The following is a 13,491-nucleotide window of genomic DNA, read 5'->3' as shown; positions in this document are numbered from 1 at the left end:
GATTCGAGGCCGGCGCGAGCGCGCGGCGAGATGTAAAAATTGCCCACGCCCGGCCGGCGGGCCCCGCCGGCCGTCGTATGATGTTTTTTTGCCTGGAAGCGCCGCGCGCGGCGCATGAGCTGATGACGATGTCCACCCTTTCTCCTCGCCGCTGGCCGCGCGCCGCGTTGTGCGCCGCCTTCGCGGCCGGCCTGCTCGCCGGCTGCAACAAGACCGACACCCCGACGCCGCCGGACACCGCGGCCAGCGCCGCCGCGCAGGCGGCCGCCCAGGCGTCGCGCAAGCTCGACCAGGTCGCGGGCTTCGTCGACCAACAGCTCGATGCGGCCAAGCGGGGCGTCGCCTCGGCCGCTTCCGCGGTGCCGCCGCTGAGCGCGAGCACGGTGTCCGCGGCCGCCCAGGCGCAGTTGCAGGGCGCGGCCTCGGCCGTGTTCGGGCAGGCCGCCGCGGCCGCCGGCTCTCAGCTCGAGGCCGCCGGCCGCAAGCTCCAGCAATGGAGCCAGCAGGCCGCGCCGGCCAGCGCCGCGAGCGGTACCCGCTCCGATGGATGACGGACTTGCGTTTCCAATTAAATGTAATTAATATGGTTACATATTGTCGTCGAGCGGTGGCGCAGGCGCGTCGCCGGACAGGTGAGTCATGAACACGAGCAGTCGCTTCGCATTCGCCGTCCATGTGCTTGCCTTGTTGTCGATGCAGGAAGGCGTGCCCTTGTCGTCGGAGGTGATCGCGGGCAGCGTCAACACCAATCCGGCGTTGATCCGCCGCCTGCTGTCGATGCTGGCCGCGGCCGGGATGACCACCTCGCAGCTCGGCGCGGGTGGCGGCGCGTTGCTGGCGCGGGAGCCGGGCAGCATCACGCTGCTCGACGTATACCGTGCGGTCGACGACGCGCAGCTGTTCGCGTTGCATCGCGAAGCGCCGAACCCGGACTGCATGGTGGGGCGGCATATCCAGGGCGCGTTGACCGGGTACATCGGCGATGCGCAGCGTGCGATGGAAGCCGCGCTCGCGCAGCGCACGCTGGCTGACGTGACGGCCGACGTGCTCGACGCCGAGGCGCAAGACGGAGCATCCGCCGCGGCCGCGCGCGGCGGGTGAGCAGGATGGGGCCGGCGACGCCGGCCGGACAGGCAGTCGTGGGGGGAACCCCCCGCTTTTTTTACCTTTAAATGTAATCAATGCGATTACATATTGACTTCACCGGAGAACGAGCATGACCCAACGTACTTTGAACATCGCCTTGTTTGGCGCCACCGGCATGATTGGTTCGCGTATCGCCGCGGAAGCGGCTCGGCGCGGCCATCGCGTGACCGCGCTGTCGCGTCAGGCGGGCGCGGCGGGCGCGACGAACGTGACCGCGCGCGCGGCCGACCTGTTCGACGCGGCGAGCGTCGCGGCCGCGCTGGCCGGCCAGGATGTCGTGGCGAGCGCCTACGGTCCGAAGCAGGAGGATGCGGCGCAGGTCGGCGCGGCGACGCGCGCGCTGGTCGAGGGCGCGCGCCGCGCCGGTCTCAAGCGCCTGGTGGTGGTGGGCGGCGCGGGCTCGCTCGAAGTCGCGCCCGGCAAGCAGCTCGTCGACACCGAAGGGTTCCCCGACGCGTACAAGGCGGTCGCGCTCGCGCATCGCGACGCGCTCACGTACCTGAAGACGGCGGACGATCTCGACTGGACGTTCTTCGCGCCGGCCGCGATGATCGCGCCGGGCGAGCGCACGGGTCGCTTCCGCACCGGCGTCGATGCGCTGCTGGCCGATGCGGACGGCAACAGCAAGATCTCGGCGGAGGACTATGCGGTCGCGTTCGTCGATGCGCTCGAGCAGGACGCGTTCGTGCGCCGGATCGCGACGGCCGCCTACTGACGCGTGGCGGCGCCGGCCCGGCGCGTGGGGCCGGCAGGCCCGTGGACCGCGCGGGTCCGATCATGGGACATGCTGCGCGGGCGCATGCATCGATGCGCCCGCGCAGTGTCTATTGGCGGGTCGGGTTGGCGCGTGTCGAACGCACGGTGCGGCCGCGCGCTCGCACGGGACGCCGGCCGGTCGACCCATCGGCATCAAGCGTCGTGTTTCCCGGCGCGGGAGACCAAGCCGGCGCGCCGATCGCGCGGCGTGTCGGGCGCGCGCGCTGCCTTGTCTACAGTCAGGGGGGCGTGTGACGGTCGTGCGAGGCGGGGGGCGGGGCGTGGGAGCGTGTTGGCGGACCAGCTGTTCGCAGAGGGGGCCCGACGGCCGCCATGTCGGCATCGCGCATGGTGCCTCCCGACGCAGGGGACGTGGCGGCGGTTCGGCGCCGCAGCGCGCCAGGCGTGCGCGCTGCCTCATGTGCAGGTCGGGTTGCTGTATGGCGGTCGTGCAAGCCGGGCGAGGCGGGGGGCGTGCGTGCGCGGAGGATCGCGCGGACGCATGGGCCGCTCGGCGGCCGATGCGTCGGCCTCGCGCGTCTCCTTCGCTTTCCGCCGCCGGGATGATCCGGTGATTCCGCGCGGCGCGTCAGGCGTCCGCGTCGACACGCGCGTTGACGTGGGTGGCGATGCGCTCGCCGGACACGCCGTACACGTGCAGCGACACGGCGGGCGCTTCGTGCGGTTCGCCGCCGTGGCCGAGCCGATGGATGCCCGTCATGCCGGCGCGCACGAACGATACCGCGCCCGGCGCGCGCGGCCGACGGCGCAGTGCGCTCGCACGGCCGGCCGCTTCGTGCCAGGCATAGGCCGTTTCGCTCAGGGTGCCTTCGAGCACCGCGTAACCGCACCAGGTCCGATGGCCGTGCGCCGGGCTCCATTGTCCCGGGCGCCAGACCAGCGACACGATCGCGTAGCGGCCGAGCGGATCGGCGGCAAGCAGGTGACGGCGGTACGCGTGCGCACTGCTTTCACGCTGCCCGGGCGCGAGGAGCCCGGATGCGGCGGCGGCCTCCGCGAGCGCCGCGCGCGCGAAGCGCGCATGCCGCGCCGGTTCCGCGCGGTGCGCGGTCGCGTCGAGCGCCGCATCGAGCCGCGCGCACAGCCGCGCGAGCGGCGCCGTGACGATGCGCGGCGCGGCCGGCGCGCCGGCCGTCGGCGGGCCGGGGCGAACGGGGCAAGCTGGGCGTCTGGATTCATCGGCAAATCGGTGAATCGGCGCGTCGTGGAGCGCCCGCCGGGATCAATGGGACGGATACGTATTTATACCGGTCGACGCGGAGAAAGGGATTCCATACTGTTCCCCCATCTACTTTTTCAATAGAAAAAAATTCTATCCACACGAGGTTGGGGAAATGGATGCGATCGACCGCAAATTGCTCGAACTCCTTCAGGCAGACGCGACGCTGCCGATCGCCGAGCTGGCGCAACGGGTGAACCTGTCGCAGACGCCGTGCTGGAAGCGGATTCAGCGGCTCAAGGAAACCGGCGCGATCCGCGCGCAGGTGGCGTTGTGCGATCCGCGCAAGCTGGGCGTCGGCACGACCGTGTTCGTCGCGGTGCGCACCAACCAGCACACCGAGGAGTGGGCGGCGCGCTTCACGCAGGCGGTGCGCGACATCCCGGAGGTGGTCGAGGTCTACCGGATGAGCGGCGAGACCGATTACCTGCTGCGCGTCGTCGTGTCCGGCATCGACGACTACGATCGCGTGTACAAGCAGCTGATCCGCGCGGTGCCGCTGTTCGACGTCAGTTCGTCGTTCGCGATGGAGCAGATCAAGTACTCGACCGCGCTGCCGGTGCGTGACGGCGTCTGACGCCTGAGCGCGCGGGCGCGGCGAACCCGGATTGCATGTCGCGCACGGTTGCCTATCGTTGAGACAGGGTCGCGCGCCGGGCCGGCCGCGGGTCGGGCGGGCGTCCGGCCCGTGGGCGGACGGAGGCAGTGATGAAAGCACTCTCGCAACTGATCGAGGCGATTGGCGTCGAACCGGCCGATTTCGCCACGCCGCCGACGCTGCCCGTCGCGCTGCCGCGCCGCGCCGGGATCACCTCGGTATTGAGCTGGGTGGGGGCTTACCTGGTCGATCACCCGGACGACACGCTCGGTCTGTACCTCTACCGCGCGCGCGCCGACCTGCCGTGCATCGTGACGCCGGTGACGCAGGCGTCGCTCGTGCGCGCGCTCGACTCGCCGGCGCTCGAACCGATACTGGGGCCGGACGTGCTCGAGATCGTCAGGGCGGATGTCCTGCGGGCGTTCGATCTCCGTCGGCGCGATGACATGCCCGGCGCCGGGGAGCACGACGCCGCGAGCGCGATCGAAAGCGCGCGGCCGGGATTCGGCGGCGCGGGCCTGGGCAGCTTGCCGGGACAGTCGCACTATCGGCTGCGCGAATATCGGTGCCCGGCGTGCGGCCACACGGTCAGCGCGATTCCGCTCGACGGGCTGCCGCCGCCGAACTGCATGCGCAACCATCCGCCGCGTCACATGGAACCGGTGGCGCAATGAAATTCGACGCGCTGTTCGACGCCGGTTTCAAGGAGCTTGGGGCGCGCTTCTTCCTGGTCGCGTTCCTGCCGATGCTGGTGGTGGCGCTGGTGGGCGCGAGCCTGATCGCGGCCGGTGCACCCGCCGCGACGCCGTCGTGGCGCGGCTTCGTGGCCGCGCTCGACGCCGCCGCGCTCGCCGATTGGGCCGGGCTGCTGTTCGCGGTGCTGGTGCTCGCGTTCGTCTCGATGCCGTTGCAGGATGCGCTGGTGCGGGTGTTCGAGGGCTACTGGGGCAAGCTGGCAACGACGCGGCCGGGGCGCTGGTGCGTGGCGCGTCAACGGCAAGCGCGCGCGCAACTGCTGGCCGACATGCAGCATGACGGGCAGCCCGGGACGGCCGATGCCTTTGCGCTCGACTCGGCGGCGCGCCGCTTCGCCGCCCATTACCCGGCGGATGCGTCGCGCGTGCTGCCGACCCGGCTCGGCAACGCGCTGCGCGCGGCCGAGGATCTGGCCACGTACCGCTACGGGCTCGACAGCATCGTGATCTGGCCGCGTCTCTACCCGTACCTCGGCGATGCGCTGAGCGGCCTCGTCGACAGCGCGCGCAACCAGCTCGACATGTCCGTGCGGCTCGTGGTGACGTTCCTGCTGTGCGCGCTGGTGTCGCTGGCGCTGCTGTTCGACAAGGGGTGGTGGTGGCTGATGCCGATCGCGTTCGCGGGCGTGGCGCGGCTGGCCTATCGGGCGGCGGTCGAGGCGGCGGTCGCGTTCGGCGCGATGATGAACGCGGCGATCGACCTGCGGCGCTTCGATCTGCTCGATGCGCTGCATCTGCCGCTGCCGGCCGACCTGGCGGACGAACGCAGGCGCAACGCGGCGCTCAGCGAATTCCTGCGCCAGGGCGGCGACTTGCCGCTCGGGTACGCGCATCCGGAGAAGCCCGGGACAGCGGGCGGCGGCGCGGCGGAAGACGCGTTGCGGCAGGGCGTGCGGCTCGAACTCCGGAGCGTGGAGACGGGGGCGGCGGACGGCGCGTTGAGCGAGGCGCTGCGCCGCGGCGTGCGGCTCGATCTCCGGCGCGTCGAGCCGGCGCCGCCGGCCGAGCCGGACAAGGGCGCCTGAGCGGCCGGCGCGCGGGGCCTAGCGCCCGCGCGCGAGCGCGCGCTGCCGTTCTTCCGCAAGCGTTTCGCGCCGCACGAAGTCCGCGACGAACGCGTCGGCCGGATGATGATGCAGGCGGTACGGCGTGTCCCATTGCGCGATCGCGCCGTCCCGCATCACGCCGATCCGGTCCGCGATCGCGAACGCCTCGGCCTGATTGTGCGTGACGAGGATCGCGGTGTGGCCGGTCGCCTTCAGGATGTCGCGCAATTCGAACGCGAGCCGCTCGCGCGTATCGACGTCGAGATTCGAGAACGGTTCGTCGAGCAGCAGCAACTCCGGGGCCGGCGCGAGCGCGCGCGCCAGGGCGACGCGCTGCTGCTGGCCGCCCGACAGCTCGTGCGGATAGGCGCGCGCCGCATCCGCGAGCCCGACCAGCGCCAGCATCTGCGAAACGCGTGCGCGGCGCGCGGCGCGCGTCTCGCGCCGCAGTCCGAAGCCGACGTTGTCCTGCACGCTCAGGTGCGGGAACAGCGCGTAGTCCTGGAACATCATCCCGACCCGTCGCCGTTCCGGCGGCACCTCGCCCGCGGGCGTCGACAGCACCGCGCCGTCGAGCGCGATCGTGCCGTCGCGCAGCGGTTCGAAGCCCGCGATCGCGCGCAGCACGGTGCTTTTGCCGCAGCCGGACGCGCCCAGCAGGCAGCCGATGTCGCCGCGCGCGAGCGACAGGCTCAGGCGCTCGACGACGGCGCGCGGGCCGGCCGGCGTGTCGTAGGCGAGCGAGATGGCGTTCAGTTCGAGCAGGGGAGCGGGCATCAGGGTCCAGGCTTGAGTGGGGTGCGCGCGAGCAGGATCACGGGCGCGAGCCCGGCCAGCACGATCGCGAGCGCGGCCACCGCGCCTTCCTCATAGGTGCCGCGCGCGGCCTCCGCGTAGAGCCAGGTCGCGAGCGTGTCGAAGTTGAGGGGGCGCAGCAGCAGGGTGGCGGGCAATTCCTTCATCGCGTCGACGAACACGAGCAGCGCGCTTGCGACGAGCGCGGGCCGCAGCAGCGGCAGGTGCACGCGCCGCAGCGTCATGCCGGCGCTTTCGCCGAGCGTGCGCGAAGCCTGTTCGAGCGCGGTCGGGATGCGCGCGAGCCCGGCCTCGATGCTGCCCGCCGAGATCGCGAGGAAGCGGATCGTATAGGCGAGCACGAGCGCGGCGAGCGAGCCCATCAGCACGAGCCCGTCGCGGCCGAGCAGGCCGGCGAGCGCGCGGTCGGCCAGCGCGAGCGGCGTGAGCAGGCCGATCGCGAGCACCGTGCCCGGCACCGCGTAGCCGAGGCTCGCGATACGCGCGCAGGCGCGGCCCGCGCGCTCGGGCGTGCTGTCGCGGCGGTTGCGCGCGGCCCACGCGATGATCAGGCCGCCGGCGAGCGTCGCGAGCGTCGCGCCGCCGGCGAGCAGCAGCGTGTTGCCGAGGCTCGCGAGCAACTGGCCGGACACGCCGCCCACCTGATGCATGCGTTTCGCGGTTTCCGCGACCAGATAGGCGGCTGGCGCGCCGAAGCCGAGCAGCACCGGCAGCCAGCCGAGGCACGCGGCGCCCGCGGCCGCCGCGCCGCGCAGCCGCCGCGGCGCGGCGGCGCGCATCCGGCGGCCGTGCGCGTAGCGCTGGCGACGGCGGCCGTGGCGTTCGAGCGCGATCATCGCGACCACGATCGCGAGCATCGTCACCGCGATCTGCGCGGCGCCGGCGAGATCCGAGCGGGTGATCCAGGTGGTGTAGATCGAGACGGTCAGGGTCTGCACGCCGAGGAATTCGGAGGCGCCGATGTCGTTCAGCGTTTCGAGCAGCGCGAGGCTCAGCCCGACCGCGATCGCCGGGCGGGCGAGCGGCAGCACCACGCGCGCGAAGGTTTCGATGCGCCCCGCGCCGAGCGTGCGGGCCGCCTCGACGAGGCTCGCCGATTGCGTGAGGAACATCGCGCGGGTGCTCAGGTACACATACGGATACAGAACGAAGCCGAGCACGAGGATCGCGCCGGGCAGCGAGCGCAGGTCGGGCAGGCGGAACTGGCGCGGGCTGTCGAAGCCGAGCAGCCAGCGCAGCGCGCCCTGCACGGGGCCGATCGGGTGCAGCAGGTCGAGATAGGCGAACGCGACGATGTAGGTCGGCACCGCGAGCGGCAGCAGCAGCGCCCAGCTCAGCATGCGCCGGCCCGGGAAGTCATAGGCGGTCACGAGCCACGCGGCGCCCGTGCCGACCACCGTGACGATCGCGCCGACGCCCGCGAGCAGCAGCAGCGTGTTCGCGAGCGCGCGCGGCAGCACGAAGGCGGCGAGATGGCGCCAGTGCGCGGGATCCGCGTCGAGCGCGGCCCAGGCGAGCGTGAGCAGCGGCGCGAGCACCGCGGCCGCGACGAGCGCCGCGGCCGCGAGCCAGCCGCGCTGCGCGACGCGAGGGACGCGCGACGCAGGGCGGCGGGGCGCAAGCGCCTCAGTTGTCAAAGCCGACCTTGTCGACCAGCTGGCTCGCGAGCTTGCGATGCTTCGCGATCTCGGCGAGCGGCAGCGCGTCGACCTTGAGCGGGCCGAAGCTCGCGATCACCGGGTCGAGCGTGACGCCCGCGCGCACCGGATACTCGTAGTTCGCGCGCGCATACAGCGCCTGCGCCGGCGCGGACGCCAGGTATTCGAGCAGCTTCACGGCGTTGTCGCGGTTCGGCGCGTGCTTCGCGACGGCCGCGCCGCTGATGTTCACGTGGGTGCCGCCGCCCTTTGCATTGGCGAAGGTCGGGCGCACGACCTTGATCGCGTCGCCCCACTTGCGCGCGTCGGTGCCCGGCTCGGCGTGCTTCATGTGGCCGACATAGTAGGCGTTCGCGAGCCCGACGTCGCAGATGCCGCCGAGGATGTCGCGCGCGACGTCGCGGTCGCCGCCCGTCGCCTTGCGCGCGAGGTTCGCCTTTACGCCGCGCAGCCACTGCTCGGCCGCGGCCGCCCCGTCGTGCGCGATCATCGCGGCGACGAGCGCGGTGTTGTACGGATGCTGGCCCGAGCGGATGCACACCTTGCCCTTCCACTTCGGATCGGCGAGATCCTCGTAGCGGACGGCGTCGAGCTTCAGATCCTTTTCTACGTAGAGCACGCGGTCGCGCAGCGACAGCGCGTACCAGTCGCCGTTCGCGCCGCGCAGGTTCGCGGGGATCGCGTCGGCGAGCGTGCTCGAACGCACCGGCTGCGTGAGCCCGCCGTCGACGAGATCGAGCAGGTTGCCGATGTCGACCGTCATCAGCACGTCGGCCGGCGACTTCGCGCCTTCCGCCTTGACCCGTTCGAGCAGGCCGTCCTTCACGAACACGGTGTTGACCTTGACGCCGCTGTCGCGCGTGAACGCGTCGATCAGCGGCTGGATCAGCTTCGGTTCGCGGGTGGTGTAGAGGCTGACCTCGTCGGCCGCGTGCGCGGGCAGCGCGAGCGCGGCGACGGCGCCCGCCAGCGCGAGCGTGCGGGCGAACGGGACCAGGGGGATGCGAGTCGGGTACATGGAACCTCCGGAGGATCGGCCGCGCGGCCGCGACGCGCCGGCTCGGCGCATTGAACATTACAAAATGAAAGAAATCGGATTGTAAGTTGAATGCGAATGCGAATCAACTTTGGGGCGCGGCGGCGGGGCGGGGGAGAAATGCGCGGGGGATGGGGGGCGTCGCGCGGGCTTGCGCGTAGAATGCCCGCTTCGATGACTTTGACGAAGCGAGACCCGACCATGAACGATCAGCGCAAGAAGAATCCGGTATTCGGCGTATCCATCCTGATCGTCGTCGCGGTGGTGCTGGTGATCGGCACCATCCTGTACAACGCGATCTCGCAGAAGCGCGACTACGACGAGGCGCATCCGGCGCCCGCGGCGAGCGCGTCGGCAGCGCAGGGCAACGGCAACTGAGCGGCCGGACCGGGCGACCCCGTCCGGCGCGGCATCAGGACGACGCGGCCGCGAGCTTCGGCCGGATCCGCGTGGCGTACACGAGCGCGAGCAGCAGGAGCCAGGCGAAGCCGACGTAGAGCGCGACGCGGGTGTCCTCGACGTAGCCGATCATCGCGATCACGAACACCATGAACAGGATCGTGAGCGCCGGGCCGACCGGCCAGAACGGCACCTTGAACTTGAGCGCGGCGGTCTCGGCGCGCGACAGCCGCCGCCGCATCGCGACCTGCGACAGCAGGATCATCAGCCACACCCACACGGTCGCGAAGGTCGCGATCGCGGCCACCATCAGGAACACGTCCTTCGGCATCAGGTAGTTGAGCACGACGCCGATCAGCAGCGCGCCCGCCATCACGAGCACCGTGACCCACGGCACGCCGTGCCGCGAGGTCGCGGCCAGCGCGCGCGGCGCCTGGCCCTGGCGCGCCATGCCGTACATCATGCGGCCCGCGCCGAAGATGTCGCTGTTGATCGCCGAGATGGCCGCGCTGATCACGACCAGGTTCAGGATGCTCGCGGCCGACTGCACGCCGAGCGCCGAGAAGATCTGCACGAACGGGCTGCCGTTCGAGCCCACGCCGGTCCACGGGAAGATCGACATCAGCACGACCATGGTCAGCACGTAGAACAGCAGGATGCGCACCGGCACTGCGTTGATCGCGCGCGGCAGCACGCGTTCGGGATCCTTGGCCTCGCCCGCGCTCATGCCGATCACCTCGATCCCGCCGTACGCGAAGATCACCACCGACAGCGCCGCGATCAGGCCGCCCATGCCGTTCGGCAGGAAGCCGCCGTGGCTCCACAGGTTCGAGAGCGAGGGCGCGCTCCGGCCGCCGAGCGCCACGCCCGCGACCAGGATCGCGACGCCGCCGCCGATCATCGCGACGATCGCGCCGACCTTCACGATCGACAGCCAGAACTCCAGCTCGCCGAACACCTTCACGTGGCACAGGTTCAGCCCGCAGATCAGCGCGACCACCGCGAGCACCCAGATCCACTGCGGCACGTCCGGAAACCAGAAGCCCATGTAGATGCCGAACGCGGTGACGTCGGCGATCGCGACGATCACCATTTCGAGCGTATAGGTCCAGCCGGTCACGAAGCCCGCGAACGGGCCGAGGTTGTCGGTCGCGTACTGGCCGAACGACCCCGACACGGGCTCGCGCACCGCCATCTCGCCGAGCGCGCGCATCACCATGTAGACGGCCGCGCCGCCGAGGATGTACGCGAGGATCACCGCGGGGCCGGCCAGCTGGATCGCGGTCGCCGACCCGTAGAACAGCCCGGTGCCGATCGCCGAGCCGAGCGCGAGAAAGCGGATATGGCGCGCGCTCAGGTGGCGCTGCAAATTCTTCATGGTGTCTCCTGATGACGAGGATCGCGCGCCGCGCGCCATCGCGCGGCGGGTGCCTCGTTCGAGTTGTCTATACAACTTGATGCGGGAATGATCATATCAATCGGGGCGCGCCGACAATAGTCGGGAATGTCCCGACTGCAACCGGACGCGCGCAGGGCTAACAGGGATAAGGTGGGCGGCCTGGGCGGGGCGATCCGCACGCCACGGATGGCCGCCCCGCGGAGCCTTACTCGGGCAGGCGGATCACGCCGGCGTCCTTGCGGATCAGCAGCGACGACGCGAGCATTTGCTTGCACTGGTGCGCGAGCACCTTGAGGTCGTGGGTCAGGTCGGCGCTCGCCGCGTCCGACTGCTCGGCCGCGACCACCATCGCATCGAGGTCGCGGGTGACGCGCTTGCCGGCGTCCAGGTGGTCCGCGGCGGGGGGCGAACCGGCCTCCGCCTGTTCGAGATTATCCCGGATTGCGGCGAGACAGCGCTCGAGCGCGTCGAGATCGACCCGGGCGTCCTGCGTATACGCATGGCGCAGCAGCGGCGCGGCGGCCGTGATCTGCGCGCCGAGCACGTGGGTCTGCACGAGCAGGTCGTTCAGCTCGGGCACGAACTTCTGGTGCGCCTTCGGCTCGATCATCATGCGCTGGAACGCCTGGCCCAGGTTCGCGAACGCGATGTGCACGTTCTTGCGCGCGAGCCGGTACGGGTAGTCGCCTTCGAGCGGCGGCAGCGCCGCCTCGATCGCGACCGCCACCGCCGGCACGGCCGCCGCGCCGTCCGCCGTCGGCACGACGGGCGCGGGCATGCCGCGCCCGATGCGCGACGCGGCCTCGAAGTACTTGCGCAGCGTCGCGAGCATGTCGCCGACCAGCTTGCCCATCGCGCGGTATTCCCAGTACGGGAACAGCCGGCTCGCGGCGATCGCGATCATGCAGCCGACCACGGTGTCGATCGCGCGTTCGCCGATGATCCGCATGTTGCCCGGCGCGAGCAGGTGGAACATCAGCAGCACGTAGGCCGAGGTGAACACCACGCTCGCGCCGTAGTTGAACAGCAGCAGGCTGTAGCTCATCACCATCGAGCCGAACATGATGATGATCAGCAGGTGCGGCTCCTGGACCGTGTAGATCAGCGCGAGGCTGGCCGCGCAGCCGATCAGCGTACCGATGATCCGCTGCGCGTTGCGCTGCTTGGTCAGCGAATAGCCGGGCTTCAGGATGATGATGGTCGTCATCACGATCCAGTACGCATTGGTCAGCGGCAGCAGCCGGCCGACCCAGAACCCGACCGCGACCGCGATCGTCATGCGCAGCGCGTGGCGGAAGCTCGGCGAGCGCAGGTTCAGGTTCGAGAACAGCAGCAGCGGCGACATGCGCCGGCGCTGCAGGAAGCGGGTCAGCGTCTTGTCGATCTTCAGCTCGGTCTGCTGGCCGTCGGTGCGCTCGGACAGGCTGCGGCGCATCTTGTCGATCAGGCGCGTCGCGCTCCAGATCCGCCGGAACGTGGTGAGCACCGCCGCGTACGCTTCCGCGTTGCCGGCCGGGAAGTTCTTCTTGCGCATCAGCTCGATCTCGTACTCGATCGCGCGCAGTTCCGCCTTGACGCTGATGCGCGTGTGCGGCCGGCGGTTCTCCAGCACCGCGAGGCCGATTTCCTCGAGGTCGGAGGCCGCCTTGCGGATCAGGTCGCGGTAGAAGATCATCAGGTCCGAGCCGCCGAAGGTGTTGCGCACGAGCGGGTAGTCGGTGTGCGCGCCGACGAACAGCTCGTGCAGGTCGACGCTGTTGATGAACAGGTTGAACATCATCGTGCGGCTCGGGTCGAGCTTGCCCTGGCGCAGTTTCGGCAGGTTGCGCAGCACGATGTCGCGCGCGGTTTCCTGGGTCTCCACCGCGGTGATCTGCTTCGCGACCAGGTTGCGGTAGCACTCGTCGAGATCGGAATCGAGATCGTAGAAATCGGCGCGCGCGAGCAGGTAGGTCGCGCACGCGAACAGGCTCTCGGCCAGCGCCTGCTGCTCGATGCGGTGCGCCTGCCAGCGCGACACGAGGGTCGCCCAGTAGGTGTACCAGAGCCCGCCCACGAGGATCCACGAAGCATTGACGAGCGCCTGCAGCGGCGTGAAGCGTTCCTCCAGCGTCATCACCATCATGAACAGCGTGGCGAAGCTGATCTGCGGCCAGCGGTTGCCGTACACGACGATCAGCGACAGCACGAACGTGAGCGGCACGATCGTGAACCACAGCGCGAAGATGTTCGGCGTCGCGAGCCCGGTCGCGAGCGCAGAGAAGAAGCCGATCACGCTGCACGCGAGCATTTCGTTGTGCTTGTACTTCAGCGGGCCGGGCATGTCGACCACGCAGGCGCCGAGCGCGCCCGTCGCGATCGTGAAGCCGAGTTCGCGATTGTCAAATATGATCAGGAACAGCACCGCCGGCAGCGACACCCCGACCGCGATCCGCAGACCGCCGAAAAAATACTGGCTGTAGAAAAACTTCCGGAGTTCGACGGAATAGCGCATCGATGGGATGAATGGCAGACGAGGGGCGCGTGCGCGCGCCGATTGGCGAGGAGTCTATCGTATTTCCACGGCCGCGCCGGACGCAATCGGCGTCAACCCGGCGCGCGCCGGTTCTCGCCGTCCGATGCGTTTGCTATCCTTGGCGCTT

At 70.4% G+C, this 13,491-nt stretch carries 13 protein-coding genes; 7 read left to right on the top strand and 6 right to left on the bottom strand.

Annotated elements, in window-relative coordinates:
• The first annotated feature begins 122 nt into the window (after nt 1-122).
• From AC1RQF_RS24860 to AC1RQF_RS24850, 3 genes are all read left to right on the top strand, one after another.
• Nucleotides 123-551: a BCAL1086 family glycoprotein gene (locus AC1RQF_RS24860; RefSeq protein WP_492873175.1), complete on the top strand. Its 429-nt coding sequence runs from the start codon at nt 123-125 to the stop codon at nt 549-551.
• Between the two features lie 88 nt (nt 552-639).
• Complete coding sequence (locus AC1RQF_RS24855) at nt 640-1,101, top strand: Rrf2 family transcriptional regulator (RefSeq protein WP_492873174.1); 462 nt, start codon at nt 640-642, stop codon at nt 1,099-1,101.
• 115 nt (nt 1,102-1,216) lie between these two features.
• A complete protein-coding gene (locus AC1RQF_RS24850) occupies nt 1,217-1,861 on the top strand; it encodes an NAD(P)-dependent oxidoreductase (protein WP_274002190.1) in 645 nt (214 codons plus the stop codon).
• 630 nt (nt 1,862-2,491) lie between these two features.
• Here the strand turns inward: AC1RQF_RS24850 and AC1RQF_RS24845 are convergent.
• Nucleotides 2,492-3,118, bottom strand: a complete 627-nt coding sequence (locus AC1RQF_RS24845) for a cysteine dioxygenase family protein (protein ID WP_443111590.1) — start codon at nt 3,116-3,118, stop codon at nt 2,492-2,494.
• A 139-nt stretch (nt 3,119-3,257) separates the two neighbouring features.
• Between AC1RQF_RS24845 and AC1RQF_RS24840 the strand changes: the two genes are divergently transcribed.
• The 3 genes from AC1RQF_RS24840 (at nt 3,258) to AC1RQF_RS24830 (ending at nt 5,520) form a co-directional block, all read left to right on the top strand.
• Nucleotides 3,258-3,719, top strand: a complete 462-nt coding sequence (locus tag AC1RQF_RS24840; RefSeq protein ID WP_274002193.1) for an Lrp/AsnC family transcriptional regulator — start codon at nt 3,258-3,260, stop codon at nt 3,717-3,719.
• 131 nt (nt 3,720-3,850) lie between these two features.
• Nucleotides 3,851-4,414, top strand: a complete 564-nt coding sequence (locus tag AC1RQF_RS24835; RefSeq protein ID WP_492873173.1) for a hypothetical protein — start codon at nt 3,851-3,853, stop codon at nt 4,412-4,414.
• On the top strand, nt 4,411-5,520 hold the full coding sequence (locus AC1RQF_RS24830) for a hypothetical protein (RefSeq protein ID WP_492873172.1): 1,110 nt from the start codon (nt 4,411-4,413) through the stop codon (nt 5,518-5,520). Before AC1RQF_RS24835 ends, AC1RQF_RS24830 begins: the two co-directional genes overlap by 4 nt.
• 18 nt (nt 5,521-5,538) lie before the next feature.
• On the opposite strand, the gene AC1RQF_RS24825 is transcribed toward AC1RQF_RS24830, so the two are convergent.
• From AC1RQF_RS24825 to AC1RQF_RS24815, 3 genes are read right to left on the bottom strand one after another with little or no spacing between them, the layout of a single operon-like run.
• Complete coding sequence (locus AC1RQF_RS24825; RefSeq protein ID WP_274002199.1) at nt 5,539-6,318, bottom strand: ABC transporter ATP-binding protein; 780 nt, start codon at nt 6,316-6,318, stop codon at nt 5,539-5,541.
• Nucleotides 6,318-7,994: an ABC transporter permease gene (locus AC1RQF_RS24820; protein ID WP_492873171.1), complete on the bottom strand. Its 1,677-nt coding sequence runs from the start codon at nt 7,992-7,994 to the stop codon at nt 6,318-6,320. Before AC1RQF_RS24820 ends, AC1RQF_RS24825 begins: the two co-directional genes overlap by 1 nt.
• Nucleotides 7,984-9,033: a Fe(3+) ABC transporter substrate-binding protein gene (locus AC1RQF_RS24815; RefSeq protein WP_274002204.1), complete on the bottom strand. Its 1,050-nt coding sequence runs from the start codon at nt 9,031-9,033 to the stop codon at nt 7,984-7,986. The genes AC1RQF_RS24820 and AC1RQF_RS24815 overlap by 11 nt, the downstream gene beginning before the upstream one ends.
• A 219-nt stretch (nt 9,034-9,252) precedes the next feature.
• On the opposite strand from AC1RQF_RS24815, the gene AC1RQF_RS24810 reads away from it, so the two are divergent.
• Entirely contained in the window at nt 9,253-9,429 is a 177-nt protein-coding gene (locus AC1RQF_RS24810) for a hypothetical protein (protein ID WP_274002207.1), read from the top strand.
• A gap of 34 nt (nt 9,430-9,463) precedes the next feature.
• Here AC1RQF_RS24810 and AC1RQF_RS24805 read toward each other — a convergent pair whose 3' ends face one another.
• Nucleotides 9,464-10,828: an amino acid permease gene (locus AC1RQF_RS24805; RefSeq protein WP_492873170.1), complete on the bottom strand. Its 1,365-nt coding sequence runs from the start codon at nt 10,826-10,828 to the stop codon at nt 9,464-9,466.
• A gap of 226 nt (nt 10,829-11,054) precedes the next feature.
• Entirely contained in the window at nt 11,055-13,343 is a 2,289-nt protein-coding gene (locus AC1RQF_RS24800) for an FUSC family protein (protein ID WP_274002210.1), read from the bottom strand.
• Between the last annotated feature and the right edge of the window lie 148 nt (nt 13,344-13,491).

Source organism: Burkholderia sp. GW821-FHT14F03 (assembly GCF_058803765.1).
This window is presented reverse-complemented; position numbering and strand designations above follow the sequence as displayed.